16 protein-coding genes are annotated in these 19,691 nt (G+C 60.8%); 11 read left to right on the forward strand and 5 right to left on the reverse strand.

The features are described from left to right. The 7 genes from CK944_RS16875 to pgi all read left to right on the forward strand — a co-directional run. Positions 1-574, forward strand: a 574-nt coding sequence (locus CK944_RS16875) for a class II fructose-bisphosphate aldolase (RefSeq protein WP_192877771.1), incomplete at its 5' end; no start/stop codon positions are given. Positions 575-936: 362 nt separating this feature from the next. Next, positions 937-2,082: a zinc-binding dehydrogenase gene (locus CK944_RS16880; RefSeq protein WP_239986122.1), complete on the forward strand. Its 1,146-nt coding sequence runs from the start codon at positions 937-939 to the stop codon at positions 2,080-2,082. A gap of 77 nt (positions 2,083-2,159) precedes the next feature. Beyond that, the gene (gene dctA / locus CK944_RS16885; RefSeq protein WP_103174248.1) at positions 2,160-3,548 is read left to right on the forward strand and encodes a C4-dicarboxylate transporter DctA; all 1,389 of its coding nucleotides are present in this window, start codon (positions 2,160-2,162) and stop codon (positions 3,546-3,548) included. A 106-nt stretch (positions 3,549-3,654) separates the two neighbouring features. Further along, positions 3,655-4,863: a Xaa-Pro peptidase family protein gene (locus tag CK944_RS16890; RefSeq protein ID WP_103174249.1), complete on the forward strand. Its 1,209-nt coding sequence runs from the start codon at positions 3,655-3,657 to the stop codon at positions 4,861-4,863. 66 nt (positions 4,864-4,929) lie between these two features. Next, positions 4,930-5,742, forward strand: a complete 813-nt coding sequence (locus CK944_RS16895) for a hydroxypyruvate isomerase family protein (RefSeq protein WP_103174250.1) — start codon at positions 4,930-4,932, stop codon at positions 5,740-5,742. Beyond that, entirely contained in the window at positions 5,739-6,701 is a 963-nt protein-coding gene (tal, locus tag CK944_RS16900; RefSeq protein ID WP_103174251.1) for a transaldolase, read from the forward strand. The genes CK944_RS16895 and tal overlap by 4 nt, the downstream gene beginning before the upstream one ends. A gap of 23 nt (positions 6,702-6,724) precedes the next feature. Next, positions 6,725-8,368 (forward strand): glucose-6-phosphate isomerase, encoded by a 1,644-nt coding sequence (gene pgi, locus CK944_RS16905; RefSeq protein WP_103174252.1) that lies wholly within the window; start codon positions 6,725-6,727, stop codon positions 8,366-8,368. A gap of 105 nt (positions 8,369-8,473) precedes the next feature. Here pgi and CK944_RS16910 read toward each other — a convergent pair whose 3' ends face one another. The 5 genes from CK944_RS16910 to CK944_RS16930 form a co-directional block, all read right to left on the reverse strand. Further along, complete coding sequence (locus CK944_RS16910; RefSeq protein ID WP_103174253.1) at positions 8,474-9,472, reverse strand: class 1 fructose-1,6-bisphosphatase; 999 nt, start codon at positions 9,470-9,472, stop codon at positions 8,474-8,476. A gap of 12 nt (positions 9,473-9,484) precedes the next feature. Then, positions 9,485-10,963, reverse strand: a complete 1,479-nt coding sequence (zwf, locus tag CK944_RS16915) for a glucose-6-phosphate dehydrogenase (RefSeq protein WP_103174254.1) — start codon at positions 10,961-10,963, stop codon at positions 9,485-9,487. Further along, positions 10,960-12,402: an NADP-dependent phosphogluconate dehydrogenase gene (gndA, locus tag CK944_RS16920; protein ID WP_103174255.1), complete on the reverse strand. Its 1,443-nt coding sequence runs from the start codon at positions 12,400-12,402 to the stop codon at positions 10,960-10,962. Before gndA ends, zwf begins: the two co-directional genes overlap by 4 nt. A gap of 158 nt (positions 12,403-12,560) precedes the next feature. Further along, positions 12,561-13,415, reverse strand: coding sequence for an IclR family transcriptional regulator (locus CK944_RS16925; RefSeq protein ID WP_158248034.1), 855 nt, complete (start codon positions 13,413-13,415; stop codon positions 12,561-12,563). A gap of 503 nt (positions 13,416-13,918) precedes the next feature. Continuing rightward, entirely contained in the window at positions 13,919-14,890 is a 972-nt protein-coding gene (locus tag CK944_RS16930) for a sugar-binding transcriptional regulator (RefSeq protein ID WP_103174257.1), read from the reverse strand. A gap of 174 nt (positions 14,891-15,064) precedes the next feature. Between CK944_RS16930 and CK944_RS16935 the strand changes: the two genes are divergently transcribed. The 4 genes from CK944_RS16935 (at position 15,065) to CK944_RS16950 (ending at position 19,687) form a co-directional block, all read left to right on the forward strand. After that, the gene (locus tag CK944_RS16935; protein ID WP_103174258.1) at positions 15,065-16,015 is read left to right on the forward strand and encodes a substrate-binding domain-containing protein; all 951 of its coding nucleotides are present in this window, start codon (positions 15,065-15,067) and stop codon (positions 16,013-16,015) included. Positions 16,016-16,115: 100 nt separating this feature from the next. Continuing rightward, the gene (locus CK944_RS16940) at positions 16,116-17,627 is read left to right on the forward strand and encodes a sugar ABC transporter ATP-binding protein (RefSeq protein WP_103174259.1); all 1,512 of its coding nucleotides are present in this window, start codon (positions 16,116-16,118) and stop codon (positions 17,625-17,627) included. After that, the gene (locus tag CK944_RS16945; RefSeq protein ID WP_103174260.1) at positions 17,624-18,622 is read left to right on the forward strand and encodes an ABC transporter permease; all 999 of its coding nucleotides are present in this window, start codon (positions 17,624-17,626) and stop codon (positions 18,620-18,622) included. Before CK944_RS16940 ends, CK944_RS16945 begins: the two co-directional genes overlap by 4 nt. 15 nt (positions 18,623-18,637) lie before the next feature. Then, positions 18,638-19,687: a thiamine pyrophosphate-dependent dehydrogenase E1 component subunit alpha gene (locus tag CK944_RS16950; protein ID WP_205049081.1), complete on the forward strand. Its 1,050-nt coding sequence runs from the start codon at positions 18,638-18,640 to the stop codon at positions 19,685-19,687. The last annotated feature ends 4 nt before the right edge of the window (positions 19,688-19,691 follow it).

The raw sequence follows: 19,691 nt of genomic DNA on the forward strand, positions 1-19,691 counted from the left end.
TCGATGCCCGCGACACGCTCTAGTCGGCACGCTGGGACGTGAGGAGTTGCTGACCGATCCCCAGCAGGCCGCCGACTTTGTCGCCGCGACCGGGGTAGATGCGCTGGCCGTCGCCATCGGCACCTCGCACGGCGCCTACAAGTTCTCGCGCAAGCCGACGGGCGATTTGCTGGCAATGGACGTGGTCGCCGCGATCCATGCGAAGCTGCCGGACACGCATCTTGTCATGCACGGCGCCTCGACCGTGCCCGAAGAGTTGCAGGATCTCATCAACGAGAATGGCGGGGAAATGCCGCGCACCTATGGCGTACCACTGGAAGAAGTGCAGCGGAGCATCCGAATGGGAGTGCGCAAAGTGAATATTGACACCGACCTCCGCCTGGCGCTGACCGGATCAGCGCGCGAGTATCTGCGGAGGAACAAGGCCGGTTTTGATATTCGCGGAATGATGAAAGACGGGCTCGCACGAATGGAGAAACTTTGCGTCGAAAGGTTTGAGATATTCGGCGCTGCAGGTCAAGCTTCGGGCTTTAAGACGATACCCGTTCAGGAGATGGCACGGTTCTATCGCTAGCCATTTTTGCCGTTTCACAATGAGAAATTCACTGTGCCCCGGTTGGCCCCACTCCGCCGGGGTTCTTCTTTGAAAGCTCAAAATTCCCATCGGTAGCGCAGGCTGGATTGTTCGTCCTTGAACCTAAAGGACGCGTAGGATCAGCACGATAGCCAAGGTCATTTACTGATCATTTTTCACATAAGGAAATCAGGACTGTCATGATTGACCGGAATCGTCATCCCTCACATCCTCTCAAAACCAGCGCGAGGAAGCCAGCTAGCGAAAAGGCATAAGGTTTTCCAAACTAATACTGGGCTATGGGCACCAGTACGTTTCAGCTATCTACTGAGGGAGACGAATAGATGGCAATGCCAAATAACGTGACCACCCATGAGGATTACCCTGTCCCGGAAACCATGAAGGCGTGGGTTCTGGGAGATCCGGGGGAATTGCACTATGTCGACAAGCCGGTTCCCACGCCCAAGAAGGCCGAGGTTCTAGTTCGTATCGACGCTGTGGCCATCTGCGCGACCGATCTCGAGATCATCTATCATGGTCCTCCCGCGCTGATTGAAGGCGATCTGCCGTTCAATAAGAACTATACCCCTGGTCATGAATATATGGGAACCGTCGTGGCGCTTGGGCCGGGCGTCGATGAGTTCAAGATCGGCGAACGGGTAACGGTGGAAATCCACGCTGGCTGCGGACAATGCAAGCGCTGCCGTCAGGGCATGTACACGTCCTGCCACAACTACGGCAAGAACTACGGCGATGTCGACAAGGGCCACCGCGCCAACGGTTTTACCACTGACGGCGGCTTTTGCGAATACCAGGTCAACAACATCAACACCCTGGTCCATGTCCACGATTCCATGAGTGACGAGGAAGCCACTCTGGTGGTGACTGCGGGCACATCCATGTACGGCCTGACCGAACTGGGTGGTCTAGTCGCCGGCGAAAGCGTCGTCGTGAGCGGCCCGGGCCCGATCGGCCTGTTGGGTGCCGCAGTAGCCAAGGCTCTGGGTGCGCAGCCCGTGATCCTGACCGGCACCCGCGATAACCGGCTGGAGATCGGCAAACAACTGGGTGCCGACCATGTGATCAACATCCGCAAGGAAGACCCGGTCGCGGCCGTGCGCAAGCTGACTGGCGGCAAAGGCGTGGACTACGTCGTCGAATGCTCTGGCGCGCCCAATGCCGTGAACGAGGCCGCGCAGATGCTGAACCGCGGCGGCAAGATCTGCCTGGCGGCCTTCCCATCGGACTCGGTGCCGGTCGACGTCGCCTATCTGGTCCGTAACAATATCTACCTTTACGGCATCCGTGGCGAGGGCAAGACCGCCACGCACCGCGCCGAGGCGTTCATGCGCCAGAAGCGGTTTGATGCGACGCTGATCCATACGCATACCTTCGAGATGGACAATCTTCCCGAGGCGCTGCGCTATGCCAAGGATCGCGTCGAGGATGCGATCAAGGTTGTGGTCAAGAACCGGCACGCTGTTCCGATGGTAGCAGCCGCCGAGTAACGTCGCCCAACCATACCGAGGTGTCAGGCGAGAGGAGGAGCTTGCCTGACACACATCGCAAAAACAGGGAGGAAACCATGGCGCATCATACGCCAATTCGGGAGGCCTCGGAACCGCGCGAACGGAATGTCGTCATGCGTTGGTTGGGGAAACTTTATGTTCAGGTCATTATCGGGGTCATCATCGGAAGCACGTTGGGCTTCCTGGCTCCCGATATCGCCGTAACACTCAAACCCTTGGGAGACGTGTTCATCCGAGCCATCAAGGTGATCGTCACGCCGATCATCTTTCTGACGATCGTGGTGGGAATTGCTGCCATCGGCGACATGCGCAAAGTCGCAAGCGTCGGCCTGAAGGCACTGATCTATTTCGAGGTCGCCTCGACCCTGGCGCTCTTGATCGGCATGGCGGTAGGCAATCTCTGGCCCGTCGGACGCGGCATCAACGCCGATCCCGCCGCCTTGGATGCAGGTGCCGTTTCGACCTATGTCACGCAGGGTGAGGACATGACGTTGGTCGATTTCCTGATCAACATGATTCCTACCACCTTTGTCGAACCCTTTGTGACAGGACAAATCCTGCCGGTGCTGTTCGTTGCGGTGTTGTTCGGTCTTGGCCTGTGCAAGCTGGGCGAGAAGGCGAAGCCCTTCATCGCGATGCTGGACACCGCAGCCCACGGGCTGTTCGGAATGGTCAACATTATCATGCGTTTTGCGCCCTTTGCGGCGGCGGGCGCCATGGCCTTCACCATCGGCAAGTATGGCTTTTCGACGCTGCTGAACCTGGGCCAGTTGGTGCTTGCCGTCTACTTAGTGAGCGCACTTTTCGTGATCTTCGTCCTGGGCTTCTTTATGCGCCTTGCCGGCTTCAACATCTTCAAGGTGCTGGCGCACTTCAAGGACGAGCTGATCATTGTTTTCGCCGCGACCTCGGCCGAAACGATGATCCCGCGCAGCATGCAGAAGCTTGAAAACCTGGGCGTCCAGAAAGAAACCGTCGGGCTGGTCATGCCCACCGGCTTTTCCTTCAACATGGACGGAACGGCCATCTACATGACCATGGCAGTGCTGTTTCTTGCCCATGCGACGAATACAGAACTGACGTTGGCCCAACAGCTGACCATCCTGTTCATCATGCTGTTCACCTCGAAAGGGGCGGCGGGCGTCTCGGGCGGGGGCTTCATCGCGCTGGCAGCCACGATGCCGGCGATTGGCGTGTTGCCGGTTGCCTCGCTGGCGCTCCTGATCGGCGTGGACCGCTTTATGGCCGAAATCCGCGCCGTGACCAACCTTGCCAGCAACATCATTGCCACGCTCGTTGTCGGCGCCTGGACGGGCAATGTCGACAAAGCGCGTGCGAACGCAATCCTGAATGGTGAGAAGGTCCTTGACCTTCCGCATCAGGCGGCACCGTCCTCGGTCGGTGCCGCCCCCGCACACGCACTGGACTTGGTTCCCGCGCAATAACTGCCAAGACCCCCCGAAGGTTGCAAAACGACAATCCTCGGGGGCATCCCCCGAAACAGAGAAGAACACCCCGGTCACACCGGACTAGACTGCAAAGGAGAAATCCATGAGCTTTGCTTTTTCCGAAGGAAATCCCCCCGAAGACACATCGCGGCTGCACAAGCCACCCTTCGATACCGATCGTCTGGATCGGCTGATGGAGGAAGCCCAGCTTGACGCCCTGCTGGTCACCTCCAAGCACAGCATCCAGTACCTGCTAGGCGGATATCGCTTCTTCTTCTACGACTACATGGATGCCCATGGCCTCAGCCGCTATCTGCCGTTTTTTGTTTATGTGAAGGGGCGCCCCCGCGACTCCGGCTATGTCGGTGTCCCGATGGAACGCTACGAAAAGCAGCTTGGCAGCTTCTGGGTCTCCAACCTGAACCTGAAGAATTTTCAAAGCCAGGGCTTCGCGGCGGCCGCGGCGGATATGCTGAAGGGCATCAATGGCGGCCGGGGCCGTGTCGGGATCGAGCAGGGCTTCATGCCCATCGACGCCTATCGGGTGCTCGAGGAGCAGTTGCCGGACGCGCAATTGCAGGATGCCACCTTCACGCTGGAATTGCTGCGCGCGCTGAAGACGCCCGAGGAATTGGTGATCCTGCGAGAGGCATCGGAAAAGGTCGTTGACGCAATGATGGCGGTGATCGCCAGCCATGGTCCCGGCGTTACCAAGCGCGCCCTGTTCGAGGCACTGCGTCAGGAGGAAACCAAACGCGGCCTTAAATTCGAATACGCGCTGACCAATATCGGCACTGCCTTCAATCGGGCGCCCTATGACAAGATCTGGGAAAAGGGCGAGACTCTGGCCTTGGACTCAGGTGGCAACTACAAGGGCTACATCGGCGACCTGTGCCGCATGGCCTATACCAGCGAACCCGATCAGGAACTGATCGATCTGCTGGGGCAGGTGGAGGAGGTTCAGCAGGCTGGCCGCAGCGGGCTGAAGCCCGGTGCCATTGGCGGTGACATATTCGAATGGGCCAATGCGGCGCTTGCCAAATGCAGCGAACGCAAGCGGATGTTCTTTTCGGCTCATGGCATGGGCATCGTCAGCCACGAGGCTCCCTGGCTGATGAGTACCGCCGTGCCGACCTATCCGGCCTATCACGCAGACCGTCCGCTTGAGGAAGGCATGGTCATCTCGATCGAGACCGAATTGCATCACACAGAGCGCGGCTTCATTAAACTGGAAGACACCATCGCCATCACCGCCGATGGCTGGGAAGCCTATGGTGATACCGGCCGCGGCTGGAACGTGGCAGGCGGATGAAAACCGTCACCTGAGGCCGCCGCGCTGGCGGCGGTCCACTTATGCAGCTCCCTATGGGGTCAGATCATGGCAAAAGCATTCCTGCTCAGCGCCCATATGGGCTATCTCTTTACCGACATTCCCTTCGCCGACAGGATCGCCGCTGCGCGTGATCACGGCTTTGCGGCAGTCGAACATCCCGCTCCTTATGACATTCCGGCATCGCGAATGGCTGGGCTGCTGGATGCGGCGGGCTTGCGCTATAGCCAGTTCGGAGTCAGGTCCGGCAATGCGTCACGGGGCGAGAAGGGCATCGGCATCTTCGCCGACCGCCGCGACGAGTTTCGCGCCGACCTGGCCGAGGCACTGGATTATGCCGAGACCATCGGCGTACGCATGGTTCACGCAATGTCGGGCATCCTGCCCCTGAGCCAGCGCCGCACCGAACACCGGGACTGCTATGTCGAAAACCTGCGCCTGGCCGCGCATGCTGCCGCAAGCCGCGGCATCACCATCATCGTGGAGCCGATGAGCGCAATGGCGGTGCCGGATTACTTCGTCGATACGCCGCAGTTGGCGGCCGATATCATCGCCGAAGCAGGGGCCCGTAACATTGGCCTGTTGCTGGACATCTTCCACACCGCCGCCGCCGGACTGGATATCCACGAGACAATCCGTAACCATGCCGCCCTGATCCGTCATGTGCATATCGCAGATTTTCCGGGCCGCCATGAACCAGGCTCGGCCGGACTGGACTATGCCGCGATCACTGCCACCCTGGCCGAGTGTGGCTATCGTGGCGTTCTAGGCTGCGAATATGCCCCGGCCGGCAACACCATCGCGGGGCTGGGCTGGATGAACGCCACATGGGCCGACCGCCTGAAGGAGACCACACAATGACCTCGAAGCTTGACCAGTTGCGGACCATGACCACGGTGGTCGCCGATACTGGCGATGTGGCGGCGGTTCGCCAGCACAAGCCGGTCGATTGCACCACCAATCCCACCATTGTCCTCAAAGCCCTGCAATCGCCTGATTTCGTCGAGATCATCGCTCGCGAGATCCGGGACGGCCGCAATGAGGGAGCGACCGAGGGACAGCGCATTCGGTCGGTCGCCTCGCGGCTGGCGATTGCGGTAGGCGCGGCCCTTGCAGCCGAGGTTCCGGGCCGTGTCTCGACCGAGGTGGATGCGGATTTGTCCTTCGACGTTCAGGGGTCGGTCGCCAGCGCCCGCCGCATCATCAAGGCCTATGAGGCCCGTGGCGTCGAACGGGACCGTATCCTGATCAAGCTTGCCTCCACCTGGGAAGGCATTGAGGCGGCCCGCGTCCTGCAGCACGATGGCATCGACTGCAACATGACCCTGATCTTTTCACTGGCCCAGGCCATTGCCTGCGCAGATGCGGGAGCCTTCCTGATCTCGCCCTTCGTGGGACGCATCCTGGATTGGCACACTGTCCACGAAGGGCGCCGGTTTGCGCCCGCCGAGGATCCTGGCGTGCTGTCGGTCCGCCAGATCTATGAATATTACAAGGCCAACGGGATTGGCACCATCGTGATGGGAGCCTCGTTTCGCAACATCGGGGAGATCGAGGAGTTGGCCGGCTGCGACCGGCTGACCATCTCGCCCGCGTTGCTGGATCAGTTGGCCCGGGATAATGACCTGCTGCAACGGCGTTTGTCCCCGTCGAGCGCGCCCAAGCTGGCCCGGATCGAGATGGATGAACGCCGGTTCCGTTGGGAGATGAACGAGAGCGCCATGGCCACCGAAAAGCTTGCCGAAGGAATTCGCCAGTTCGGACAGGATCTGCGGGCCTTGCGGACCATGGTCCGCGACCAGCTTTACGAGACCGCCTGAACCGCAGGACCAAGGATACCAACATGGACAGCCGCATTCCAAGCCGCCCTCTTGCTATCGACAACCTAATCCGGCGCGGCAAGCTCGCCGCCACAACCGGGATCGCGGCACGATTTGACGCCGATCCCGACCGTTTTCACCGCTTTAGCACATGGCTGGACGACCTCTACCTCGACTACTCCAAGACAGCGCTGGACGCCGAGGATCTGGCGGCTCTTCTGGCCTTTGCGCAACTCTCGGGTCTTGAAGACAAGCGCGACCAGATGTTCGCGGGCCAGTCAATCAATGTTACCGAGAACCGCCCGGTCCTGCATACGGCCTTGCGGGCGCATGATGGCGACGGATTTGCAGCGGACGGCCAGGCTGTCGCTCCGGACGTTGCCGAGGTGCTGTCGCGCATGTCCGCCTTTGCAGACGGCATTCGCTCTGGTGCCATTAGATCCTCAACGGGTGAGATGTTCACCGATGTGGTCAATATCGGTATCGGCGGCTCGGATCTGGGCCCGGCCATGGCGACGCTGGCGCTGACTCCCTGGGATAACGGCCCGCGCATGCACTTCGTCTCGAACGTGGATGGAGCGCATCTGACCGATGTGTTGCAGACCCTGGACCTGCGGCGGACCTTATTCATCATCGCCTCCAAGACCTTCACGACGATCGAGACAATGACCAATGCCGCCACCGCCCGCGCGGCCGTGGCGCAGAGCCTTGGCGAAGCGGCTGTTGCCGCTCATTTCTGTGCGGTCTCAACTGCCCTGGACCGGGTTGGCGCCTTTGGGATCGGCCAGGACCGGACCTTTGGTTTCTGGGACTGGGTCGGAGGGCGCTATTCTCTATGGTCGGCCATTGGCTTGCCCCTGCTGATCGCCATCGGCCCGCAGCGTTTCCGCGACTTCCTTGACGGCGCACGCGAGATGGACCGTCATTTCGCCGAAACACGACTGTCAGAGAACCTGCCGGTTCTCCTAGGCCTAGTCGGCTGGTGGCACCGGGTCGCGCAGGGCTATCCGACCCGGGCGGTTATACCCTACGATCAAAGGCTGGCCCGCCTGCCGGCCTATCTGCAACAGTTGGACATGGAGTCGAACGGCAAGAGCGTTGACCTTGACGGCAAGCCGGTCACAACCGCCACTGGCCCAGTGGTCTGGGGAGAGCCGGGGACAAACGGCCAACATGCCTTCTTCCAGCTTTTGCATCAGGGCACCGACATTATCCCAGTCGAATTCCTGATCGCCGCCGAGGCGCAGGAGCGCGATCTGCGGAACCATCACGATCTGCTGGTGGCGAATTGTCTTGCTCAGAGTGAAGCGCTGGCCCGCGGTCGTACCGCAGACGAAGCCATGGCCATGATGCTGGCACGGGGAATGCCCGCCGATGAAGCCGAAAGGTTGGCCCCGCATCGCAGCTTTCCCGGCAACCGCCCATCCGTGACCATCGCCTATCGCACGTTGGACCCGAGGACGTTCGGGCGGCTGCTCGCGCTTTACGAGCATCGGGTCTTTGTCGAAGCGGCCCTGTTCGGCATCAATGCGTTTGACCAATGGGGCGTCGAACTGGGTAAGGAACTGGCGGTGGGATTGCTGCCGACCATCACCGGCGAGCGCCCGCTGGCCGAGGCAAGTCTACTGACCCGGGGCATCGCCGAGGCGATCCTGGATCTGCGCTGATCTGCGCTGTCTAGGGCAGGGCGCCCGCGGCGATACCCGGACCGTCACTCCACCACCAAAAAGGGCCGCGATCTTGCGGCCCTTTCTGCTGCAGGGGTCACCCGGCTATTCCGCGGCAGTCGAGACTGCCGCACTTTGCGCAAGATGACGGGTAGCAATCTCGACTTCGTCACGGGAACCGAAAATCAGCGGTACCTTGCCATGCAGATCGCCCTGTGGCCTGTCCAGCATCCGGCCGACGCCGTCGCTGGCGGCGCCGCCTGCCTGTTCGATGCAGAAGGCGATTGGATTAGCCTCGTAAAGCTGACGCAGGCGGCCACTGGAATGGCTGTCCCGGGCATCCGCAGGATAGAGGAAGATCCCTCCGCGCTGCAGGATCCGGTATCCGTCCGCCACCAGGGATCCCGCGTAGCGCATTCCGAAGTCGCGCCCGCGCGGCCCAGCCCCACCCAGTTCAAGCCCGCGCAGATAGCGCTGTAGCGGACGTGGCCAATGGCGGCGGTTGGCAGCGTTGATTGAATATTCGCACGCCTGCGCCGGAATGCGGCATGACGTGCGGCGCCCGTATTTGCCTGTTGTGGGATCGAAGACGAAGCACTCGGTGCCGGCCCCGCAAGTTAGGATCAGTAGAAGTTGTGCGCCATAGACGAAAAACCCCGCCGCCCGCTGCGCATGACCCGCTTGGGCAAAGATCCGTTCCGGGCGGCCGCCATGTTCTGGCAGGACTGGCAGCAGTGAAAAGATCGTGCCGACAGCGATGTTTGTCTCGATATTCGACGACCCGTCCAGCGGATCCATGGCCAAGGCCAGCGATCCCCCGCCCATCAGGATCGGCTGCTCTTGTTCTTCCGAGGCGTAGCAGTGAAGCGGCGCTGATTGCAGGGCTGTCAGGAACAACTCGTCGGCCAGCAGATCCAGCGGCTTCTGGACCTCGCCGCTGGCATTAGCCCGTCCGCCATCGCCAGTTGGCGCGACGCCGTTGCGGATGGCGGCATGGAGTTCCACTGCCGCACGTGCCAAGGCCGCGATGACCGCCGCGACGGCTAGCGCATCGCCGCCTTCGCCCGAAAGCCGGTCCAGATAGCCCTTCAGAACATCATCCATTCGCGTTCCCCTTTAATCCGGTTCGTGCCAAGTACGGCCATCGCGTTCGATCAGGGCAATGGCGGCGGTTGGGCCCCATGTCCCCGAGGGATACGGAAGGGCCTTCTGCTCGTGATCGGCCCAAGCCTTCAGGATCGGATCAACCCAGTCCCACGCTGCCTCAACCTCGTCGCGTCGCATGAACAGCGACTGGTCCCCACGGATCACATCCATCAAAAGGCGTTCATAGGCATCGGGGTGGCGGGTGTTGAATGTTTCGGCAAAGGTCATGTCAAGCGCCACGCGACGCAGCTTCATCCCGCCGGGTCCCGGACGCTTGATCATCAGATACTGCTTGATTCCTTCGCCAGGCTGAAGACGGACCACCAACTGGTTCTGGAAGATCTCGCCCGCATCCTCGCCGAACATCGAATAGGGGACTTTGCGGAAGGTGATCGAGATTTCCGAAGCCCGGCGCGCCATCCGCTTGCCCGTCCGCAGATAGAACGGTACTCCCGCCCAACGCCAGGTGTTGATCTCGGCCTTCAAGGCCACGAAGGTTTCCGTATCGCTGGCACCCGATCCCAAATCCTCGGCATAGGCGCGAACGGACTTGCCATCGACCGCCCCTGATCCGTATTGCCCGCGCACAGTGCGCTGTGCGACCGTCCCATTCTGGATCGGGACAAGGGCGCGCAGGACCTTCAGCTTCTCGTCTCGGATCGAGTCGGCCGAAAAGGTCGATGGCGGCTCAAGCGCAACCAGCGTCAGAAGCTGCAGCAGGTGGTTCTGCACCATGTCCCGCAATGCGCCCGAACTGTCATAATAGCCTGCCCGATTTTCCAGCCCGACGCTTTCCCCCACAGTGATCTGCACATGGTCGATGAACTGCGCGTTCCAGATCGGCTCGTAGAGCATGTTGGCGAAACGCAAGGCCATCAGGTTCTGGACCGTCTCTTTGCCCAGATAATGGTCGATGCGGAACACCTCGGTCTCATCGAAATGCTGCGCGATCATTTCGTTCAGGTCGCGGGCGGATTTCCGGTCCCGGCCGATCGGCTTCTCGATCACCAGCCGCGACCGGTCGTGCTTCAGGCCCAATGTGGCAAGCTTTTGTCCAATCGGTGCGAACAGTTCGGGCCCGACAGCCAAATAGAAGGCACGGACGGTACCTGGCTCAGCTTCATCCAGAAGGTCCTTCAGAGCCTCCCACCCACTATCGCCGGTCGCATCGACACTTTGATAGTTCAATCGCGCCAGGAAGCGGTGGACGATGTCCTGGTTCAGGTCGGCAGCCGGGATATGCCGCCTGAGGGCCTGCAAGGTGAAATCCCGGTAATCCTGATCACTGCGCTCCGTGCGTGATACGCCGATGATCCGGGAGTCATCTTGGATTTGGCCGTCACGGTCACGGTAGTACAGCGCAGGGAGCAGCTTGCGTTCGGCTAGATCGCCGCCGCCGCCAAAGATGACATAATCAAACGGATCAACCTTGATGATCTGACTGGTCATACCGCCTCCGCTTCGGCCGAAGCCCATTGATGGTGATGCACGCCATCCCGATCCAGCATGCGGAAGGTATGGGCTCCGAAGTAATCGCGCTGTCCCTGCACCAGATTGGCCACCCCGCGTGCCCGGCGCAGGTCATCGAAATAGGCCAGCGCCGCGGACAGTGCGGGAACCGGGATTCCGGCCGTAACCGCTCGGGCAACGACTGATCGCAGTGCTGCTTGACCCTTTTGCACCCGAGCCGCGAAGGCAGGATGGGCAAGCAGGTTGCCTTGATGCCCTGCGTCGCCATAGGCGGCCATGATATCCTGCAAGAAAACCGACCGGATAATGCAGCCCGCTCGCCAAATACGGGCGATCTCTGCCATCGGCAGATCCCACCCGAATTCTACGGATGCCGCGGCCATGACCTCGTACCCTTGGGCATAGGCAATGATCTTTGCTGTCTCGAGCGCGGCCTCCAGTTCCGCGATACCTTCCCCATCCGAGGCAAAGCGACCATTCACTGCCTGGAGCCCGGCATAAATTTCCGATGCACGGGCGCGCTCCTCACGCTGTGCCGACATGCTGCGGGCAGCCACAGCGGCCTCAAGGGTGGTGGCGCCCACGCCGAGCTTCTGCGCCTCGATTACTGACCAACGACCGGTGCCCTTTTGCCCTGCCTCGTCCACGATCAGGTCGACCAGGGGCTTTCCGGTGGCGGCGTCTGATTCGGCCAGAACCGCGGCTGTGATCTCAATCAGATAGGACGACAGGCCGCGCTGGTTCCAACTTTCGAAGATGCGTGCAATCCGGGACGCGTCAAACCCGACGCCATCGCGCAGGATCGCGTAGATTTCTGCGATCATCTGCATGTCGGCATATTCGATGCCGTTGTGGACCGTCTTGACAAAATGACCTGCTCCGTCGCGACCCAACCAAGCGACGCAGGGACTGCCGTTATACTTGGCCGAGATCGGCTCCAGCAGAGGGCGCAAGCGGGTCCAAATTGCCGGGTCGCCCCCGACCATAATCGATGGACCGTGCCGCGCGCCCTGCTCGCCACCCGAGACTCCCATGCCAACAAAATGGATGCCTGTTCCGTCGAAACGGGCATTGCGGGCTCGCGTATCGTTAAAATCCGTGTTGCCGGCATCAATGATGATGTCGCCTTCGTCCAGCAAGTCCCGCAGCACAGCAAGCTGTTCATCGACAGCGGAGCCTGCATTGACCATCAGCAAGATGACCCGAGGCCGCGCCAGCCCGGCGACAAAACGTTCGACCGTTTCATGCGCGAACAAGCGCTGCGTGAGATCGGGATTGTCGTCTTTCAGCTGCTGCGCCTTGCTTGCTGTTCTGTTGAACAGCGCAACATTGAAGCCGTTGCCGGCAAAGTTCAGGGCCAGCATCGCGCCCATGACGCCTAGTCCCAGCACTCCGATATCTGATTTGACCTTGTCCATCTGATCCTCCTCGATTGGTCTTGGAGAAAGATCAGCGCCGCCGCAGGCTGCTCGCCACTTCAATCCTATCGATTTTCCGATGTGAAATACGAATGGTGAAAACGACTGGAAAGCAGAGTCGGGACGCGGCCCATTTGATGATATGAAATACCGACGGCTTAGTTGAAACAGCCTGCGGGCATCCGGCTGGACAAATCCTTGGCGCACTTGACCACAGCGCGCGAGATATAGTCGCTATAGGCTTCGGTGGCTCGCTTCCGTTCGATGGTGACACCGATCGATCCTACAACGGCTCCGGACATGTCCCGCACAGTTGCCGCAAAGCCCGTTTGACCAGTGTGAAATTCGCCATCCTCCACCGCAAAGCCAGACCGGCGCACAAGGCGCAGTTCCTCGATCAGGCTGGAGAGGGTGGTGATCGTGTGCAGGGTAAAGGTGCTCAGGCCGTTGTCGGCCACGACCCGGGCCAGTTCTGTCTCTGGTAGCCAGGCAAGGATCGCCTTGCCATTCGCCACGGCATGGGCGGCATGGGTCATCGGCCGGTCGCTGAGGTCGATGGCCGAGCGGCCCTGAGAGGGAAGCCTGACATAGCTTACCAGGGAGGACCCGCGCAGCACGGTCATCTGCACTGCCTCGCGGATATTCTCGTTCAGCTCGTGCAGGGCCGGCTTGACGAATTCGATCAGCTTGGCTTCTCGCTCGGACCTGCGCGAGAGGATCTCAAACTTGGAACTCAGGCTATAACCCTGTGCTCGCCCTGAATTAATCACATAGCCCCGACGGACCAGTGTGTTAACCAGATGGTGGCAGGTTGACAGGTTGAGATCAGACAGCGCAGCGATATCCTTGAGCATAAGGGGCCGGTCGCTGAGCGACAGAACCTCGATGATGGATAGCGCCCGATCGACTGACTGAATGCTCTTGCCGCGCTCTTCGCCCGATAAGGCGTTCACGGGAGGCCGGTAATGAGACGTCCGTTCAGCCGTTTTTTCCACATGTGAAATCTGACGCATTTCTCTCCCCCTTAAATGCGAGCGAGAGTAAAGGTAGCACTGCATGATTATACAACAATCATTGTCTGTATCTTCCTGGTGAATTTCACGATGTGAAAACCTCGCGGCCCTCCAGGCGATGAACATTCAGCATGTAGGGTGAAGGTGAGGGTGCAACCTTTGATCACCATTGTACCTCGAGAGTGAGGACGAGCTGCAAGGCAAGGTTAGTCATTGAGCTTGGTTTTTATGATCGTTGGCGAGGTAAGACAAACGGGGAGAAACCGGTAAAATGGACACTTGGCGCCACAAAGCATTCGGGGCGCTAAGATCGTTGCAGACGCTCGACTGCAAGGCTTAAGTGGGCCGTGACCGACTGCCGGGCGATATGGTCCCGGACTTCCATAAAACCCGTTCCGATCCAGAGCAGCACTCGCAAGAATGACAGGGTGCGTGCAGAAGGATGAGGAGTTTTACCTCAGGCTTTTGGGAGATTCTGCGATCAGCACTGTCATGCTCTGCGGTTATGCTACACTGATGAGATCCAGTGCCGTGTCGCCGTCAATAACAAGTCCCGTCGCAATGCCGCTTGCCAAGAACCCACGCACCGCGTCGATCTTACTGCCCCCAGCCACCAGCGCGACAGTCGGTATCTTTCGTAAATCCTCCAGCCCTAAGCCGATGGTTCGATGATTCAACGGATGGTCCACCGCTGCGCCGGCTGCGTTGAAGAACAACCCATTCGTGTCTCCTACGGCCCCGCATTCGCGAAGCTCGGACAGTTCCTGCGCGGTAATCATGTTTTGGCGGCGCAGCAAGGAATCCTCGCGTAGTTCGCCCAAGGAGATATAGGCCATTGTTGCGGCCTTGGCCAAACTTAGCGCGTGCTGCACGGATTGCTGCGAGACCAGCACTTCACGCGCCTCAGCCGTATCGGCGATAAACGGGACGGGAAGAAAGAAGCCTTCGCCGCCGGATGTCCTGGCCAGAGAGTGAACAACCTCGAATGGGTTGTAGGCTGAATTCGCCGTCAGGGATCCCATCAGGCTGATGAACCTTGCCCCGGGTGCACTTACTCCGGCCATTTGCAGGGTCATCTGTTCCAGCGTGCGACCCCACCCAGTGCCAATTACGGCTCGCGGGGTCTCGGACAGGTGCCTGCGCAGGTGGGATGCGGCCGCCGCCCCTACAGCACGAAAGGCGAAGGGCGCCAGCAGGGCGTCATCATGCTTTCCGGGCGTGTCAAAGCGCAGCGCAGGGGTGCAGATGCAGAAATTCAGTCCGTAGCGGGTGCGAATCGCTTCCTCTACCGGCAGCAGGCCGACATTCGAGGGATTGATCGTGATGCTGACTAGGCCCGCATCACGTGCGTCAGAGAGCAGCTTGTTTACTCGCGCCCGTGTCGTTCCAAGGCGCTTGGCCGTCGCCTCCTGGTTTAGGCCGCCGACATAATAGAGCCAGGCAGCACGGGTCATCAAAACATCGTCTTCCTGCATTCCGGCTCCATTCACCAGCATCCTGTCTCCTACTCTGATCGGCTTCGTGACAAATGTCACGATGGTTGACAAATGTAATTAACCGCCGCATCCTTGGCCTGTCGGAAGAGGACCGGCGAACCAGATTCCAGCACTGGAACTTTCCAGATAGCTGGCCCAGGGAGGGATTTGCAGATGAGAAACCGGATTTCCGGTATTGCGGTCGCATGTTCTGTCGCTGCGCTGTTGGGCGCGACGGGAACGGCAAGCGCGCTCGAGATCGCGATGGTGCATTCTAACGCCGCCGCCCAGTCCGACCAGCGGACCAAGGCGGGCTTCGAAGCTTGGATCGAGGAGAATGGCAAGACCGACTGGAATGTCAGCTATCTCGACAGCGGCGGGTCCGGCGAGGCGACTGCCTCGAACATTCAGGATGCCGCCAGCCGTGGTGTCGATGCGATTGTGATGACCATGGCCGACCTGCGTGCCAGCCGCGCGGCCCTTGATGCCGCCAAGGCAGCCAACATCCCGGTTTTCGCTGCGGACTCCGGCTATGTGGAAGGCATCGTGGTGGATGTCACGACGAACAACTGGGCGATGTCCTCGGATGTGTCGGTCTACCTGCTCGACCAGATGGGCGGCGAAGGCAATCTGGTCTTCTTCCGCATGGCCGAACACCACGGCACCCGCAAGCGGGGCGACGTGATGGCCTCGGTGCTGAAAGAGTATCCGGGCGTAAAGGTGCTGGCTGAGCACAACATCGACTACAACGCCTTCTTCGAGGACACCTCGCGCACGATGGAGGATTACGCGGCCCGCTTCGGTGCAGATATCGACGCGGTCTGGGCGCCTTGGGATGAACCGGCGCAGGCGGTGGTGAACGTGCTGAACGCGCAGGGTCTGACCGACGTCAAGGTTATCGGCATCGATGGTCATCCGCAGGCAGTGGCCGAGGTTTGCAAGCCCGAAAGCCAAATGATCGCCACCGTGGGCCAGCCTTTTGAGAAGATGGGCGGCCAGATCGCGGAATGGATCCAGGCCATCGTGGTAGACGGCAAGCCTGCCGCCGAGGTGATCCCGACGAAGACTGTCTACATGGACGCGCCGCTGATCACCAAACAGAACTGCCAGGAATTCCTGCAGTAACCATCATGAACCGGGGCCGATACCTGGCGGGCAGCCTGCCGCTGCCCGACGGATGGGTTTGCCTGATCGGCCCCGGCTTCTCAATGTGAAAGGCAGAACCATGGACGTCCACTTGGCAGACATCGTGATGCAGTTCCCTGGCACTCGTGCGCTGGATGGCGTGAGCGTCACCTTTCGCAACAATGAGGTCCATGGCCTGATCGGCGAAAACGGTGCCGGCAAATCGACGCTGGTCAATGTTTTGGGCGGAAGCCTGCAACCCAGTCAGGGGCAGGTCATGATCGGGGACAAGGCGGTCCGCTTGTCGTCTCCCCATGACGCCTTGTTGCAGGGCATCGCCCATGTCAGCCAGGAAGGCAGCCTCGTTCCCGGCCTGAATGGCGCCGAGAACATCCTGCTGGGCCATGAGCCGAGGCTGGCAGGTATCATCGTCCGCAAGGGAGCATTGCAGCGGCACGCTACCGAACTGATGTTTCGATGGTTTCCCAAGGTTTCGATCGATCTCAATCGGCCGGTTGCGGAATTGCCGATGGCAGACCGCAAGGTGATCGAGATCGTCCGCGCCCTGCGCGGCAGTCCCAGGATCGTCATCCTGGACGAGCCGACGGCAACATTGCCCGCACGCGAAAAGGAACAGCTATGGCAGATCATCCGCTCCCTGCCGCAGCAGGGCGTCGGGGTCGTGCTGATCAGCCACTTCCTGTCCGAGATCAAGGCGCTGTCCGACCGCATCACCGTGTTGCGCGACGGTCGCCATATCTGTTCCGAACCTGCCGAGGCCCTGTCCGAGGACCAACTGGTCGAACTGATGTTGCGCCGCACGGGTGGGGCGCAACTGCGGGGGGCTGCTGCATCCACCACACAGTCTGATGCGCCCCTGGTTCTGGATGTGCGCGACTGGCATGTCGGAGCGATCCATGTCCCGCATTTCAGCCTGCACGCGGGCGAGATCGTGGGCCTGATTGGCTTGACGGGCGCAGGACATTTCGGCTTTGCCCGATCGCTGCACAATCCCGCCGGCGCTCGCTGCCAGACACTGACAATCGCTGGCAAGCCGACCGAATTGGGCCCGCCCCGGAAGATGCAGGATGCTGGCATTGCCCTGGTGCCGGACCACCGCATGGAATACGCGCTGATCGGCGAATGGACGCTGCGCGAGAACCTGTCGATGGTTCATCCCAACCACGGCACGATAGCCGGCGGCATTCTGTCACCCCGGCGCGAGGAGACCGAGGCTCGCCGCGTCATGAAACTGATGAACGTCAAGGCACATTCCTCGCGCCAGCTGCTGCGCGAGCTGTCGGGCGGCAACAAACAGAAGATCTCGATCGGCAAGTGGCTTTACGGCGCGTCCGACCGTTATCGTATCATGATCTTCATCGAACCGACCGAGGGCGTAGATATCGGCGCCAAGGCCGAGATCTATGCCGAGATGCGCAGACTGGCTGGGCAGGGGGTGGGTATTATCATCGCCTCGTCGGACCTACTGGAAATTGAATCCGTGGCGCATCGCGTCATTCCCTTTGTCCGACAAAGTCCGGGGCCGGAAATCCACTCCACTGACTTCTCGGAAAGCACCTTCATCACCGCTATCTCAGGAGCCGCAGCATGAGCGATACCGCCTCTGGCGCCGCTGCCCCCGCCCGCCACGACATGGTGCTGGGCATCGTCCGCAAGGATCACGTCCAGCGCTACAGTACCCTTGTCGTGCTGGTGCTGATGTTCATCGTCTTCAGCCTGACCGTGGACCGTTTCCTGACCTCTCAGAACCTGTTGAACATCGCTCAGCAGATATCGATGCTGACCATCGTGGGCGCGGGTCTCACCTTCGGCTTCGCCGCCCGCGAGATGGATCTGTCGGTCGGGTTCACCGTCGGCTTGGCAGGCGTGCTCGTGCCCCTGCTACTGGTCGCGGGCACGCCCCTGCCGCTGGCGCTGCTGGCGGGGCTTGGCGCCGGTCTAGCCGTCGGCCTGATGAACGCCTTTTTCGTCACCATTGTTGGTATTCCTTCACTGATTGCGACTCTGGCCTCAGGGTCGATCCTCTTCGGGATCAACTTTCTAGTGACAGGCGGTCGCGCGATATATGGGGGCCTGCCGCCGGCCTATCTCTGGCTGGGACAGGGCAGGATCCTGGGTATCCCGGTTCTGGCCTTCTTCATGCTGGGCGCGGTCGCCCTAGCCTGGTTCGTGATGGAGCGGACGGTGTTCGGCCGCTACGTCTATGCGGTCGGCGGCAACCAGAAAGCGGCCGAACTGTCCGGCGTCCAGGTGCGCCGATATCGTGCCGCGTCGCTGGTCGTCTGTTCGCTGTTCGCGGTGATCGCGGGCACCCTGCTAGCCGCGCGGCTCGGTTCGGGGCAACCCAACGCTGGCGAACGCTACCTGCTGGACGGTCTCGCTACGGTCTTCATCGGCATGACAATGCTGCGCCCCGGAACGGCGACCGTGCTCGGAACCTTCTGCGGCGCGCTGTTCATCGGCATCATCAACAACGGCCTGAACTTGATGGGCATGGATACTTACATCCAGTCCATCGTGAAGGGCGCCATCATTCTTGTGGCCGTCGCGATCGTGTCGCGCAGCACCAAGCTCAATCTTCTCTAATTGACGGAGTCTGGGATGACCAAGCCCGAGGCCATTCACGCCGCGTCTGCCAGGCCCAACACGGACCTGCCGCAGCTTTATCGCACCATGCGGCGCATCCGCACCTTCGAGGAACGCGTGGGCGAGCTGTTCGTCCGCGGACAGTCCGCAGGCTCGATGCTGCATCTCTCCATTGGGGAGGAAAGCGCCGCGGCGGGATTCTGCGCCCACATGCAGGACGGCGACACCTTCACCACCCACCATCGCGGCCATGGTATTTTCCTGGCGCGCGGCGCCGATCCCAACCGCATGATGGCCGAGATCGGCGGAAAGGAAGCGGGCTATTGTCGTGGCAAGGGCGGCTCGATGCACATCGCCGACATGGGTCTGGGGCATCTGGGCGCGAATGCCATCGTAGGCGGCGGCATTCCGGCGATCATCGGTGCGGGGCTGGCAGCCCGGCATCACGGGACCGGCAAGATCTCTGTCGCATTCTTCGGGGACGGGGCAACGGGGCAGGGCATCCTTTACGAAAGCATGAACATGGCCGCGCTGTGGCGGCTGCCCTGCGTGTTCGTTTGCATCAACAACCAGTATGGGATGGGTACCCGGATTGACCAAGCGACTGCGAATGCCGTGCTGCATGAGCGTGCCCATGCCTTCGGGCTAGCGGCCGAGACTGTGGACGGGTTGAATGTCGAAGCCGTGGCTGAAGCGGCTGAGCGTCTGGTTGCTGGGGCGCGCGAAGGCAGGCCAGCTTTCCTGGTCGTCGATTGCTATCGGTTCTATGGTCATGCGCGAAAGGACAAGTCGCCCTATCGCGATGCGACTGAGGAGGAAACGGGCCGCCGTAAGGACCCGGTGGCTTTTGCCCGCGCGGCCTTGCTGGAACGCGGTCTGGCCGATGCAGCCGAACTGGATGCGCTTGACGCCCAGATCGACGCCGAGATGGACGCCACCATTGACTTCACCATCGCGCAGACCGAGCCGCCGCTGTCGACGATGTTCCGCGATGTCTATGCGCCAGAGGAACCAGAGCCCGAGCCGGTTCGGACCCGCATCGACCGCATCCTGGCCCGCGCCTAAAAGG

Source organism: Paracoccus sp. SY, from assembly GCF_002901215.1.
Classification (GTDB): domain Bacteria; phylum Pseudomonadota; class Alphaproteobacteria; order Rhodobacterales; family Rhodobacteraceae; genus Paracoccus; species Paracoccus acridae.

Excerpts from the sequence above, each read along its gene's own strand:
- CK944_RS16950 (WP_205049081.1), top strand. The coding sequence starts at position 18,638 with ATGACCAAGCCCGAGGCCATTCACGCCGCGTCTGCCAGGCCCAACACG.
- CK944_RS16910 (WP_103174253.1), bottom strand. The coding sequence starts at position 9,472 with ATGGATGATGTTCTGAAGGGCTATCTGGACCGGCTTTCGGGCGAAGGC.
- pgi (WP_103174252.1), top strand. The coding sequence starts at position 6,725 with ATGGACAGCCGCATTCCAAGCCGCCCTCTTGCTATCGACAACCTAATC.
- tal (WP_103174251.1), top strand. The coding sequence starts at position 5,739 with ATGACCTCGAAGCTTGACCAGTTGCGGACCATGACCACGGTGGTCGCC.
- CK944_RS16925 (WP_158248034.1), bottom strand. The coding sequence starts at position 13,415 with ATGCGTCAGATTTCACATGTGGAAAAAACGGCTGAACGGACGTCTCAT.
- zwf (WP_103174254.1), bottom strand. The coding sequence starts at position 10,963 with ATGACCAGTCAGATCATCAAGGTTGATCCGTTTGATTATGTCATCTTT.
- gndA (WP_103174255.1), bottom strand. The coding sequence starts at position 12,402 with ATGGACAAGGTCAAATCAGATATCGGAGTGCTGGGACTAGGCGTCATG.
- CK944_RS16930 (WP_103174257.1), bottom strand. The coding sequence starts at position 14,890 with ATGCAGGAAGACGATGTTTTGATGACCCGTGCTGCCTGGCTCTATTAT.
- CK944_RS16895 (WP_103174250.1), top strand. The coding sequence starts at position 4,930 with ATGGCAAAAGCATTCCTGCTCAGCGCCCATATGGGCTATCTCTTTACC.
- CK944_RS16890 (WP_103174249.1), top strand. The coding sequence starts at position 3,655 with ATGAGCTTTGCTTTTTCCGAAGGAAATCCCCCCGAAGACACATCGCGG.
- CK944_RS16945 (WP_103174260.1), top strand. The coding sequence starts at position 17,624 with ATGAGCGATACCGCCTCTGGCGCCGCTGCCCCCGCCCGCCACGACATG.
- dctA (WP_103174248.1), top strand. The coding sequence starts at position 2,160 with ATGGCGCATCATACGCCAATTCGGGAGGCCTCGGAACCGCGCGAACGG.
- CK944_RS16935 (WP_103174258.1), top strand. The coding sequence starts at position 15,065 with ATGAGAAACCGGATTTCCGGTATTGCGGTCGCATGTTCTGTCGCTGCG.
- CK944_RS16940 (WP_103174259.1), top strand. The coding sequence starts at position 16,116 with ATGGACGTCCACTTGGCAGACATCGTGATGCAGTTCCCTGGCACTCGT.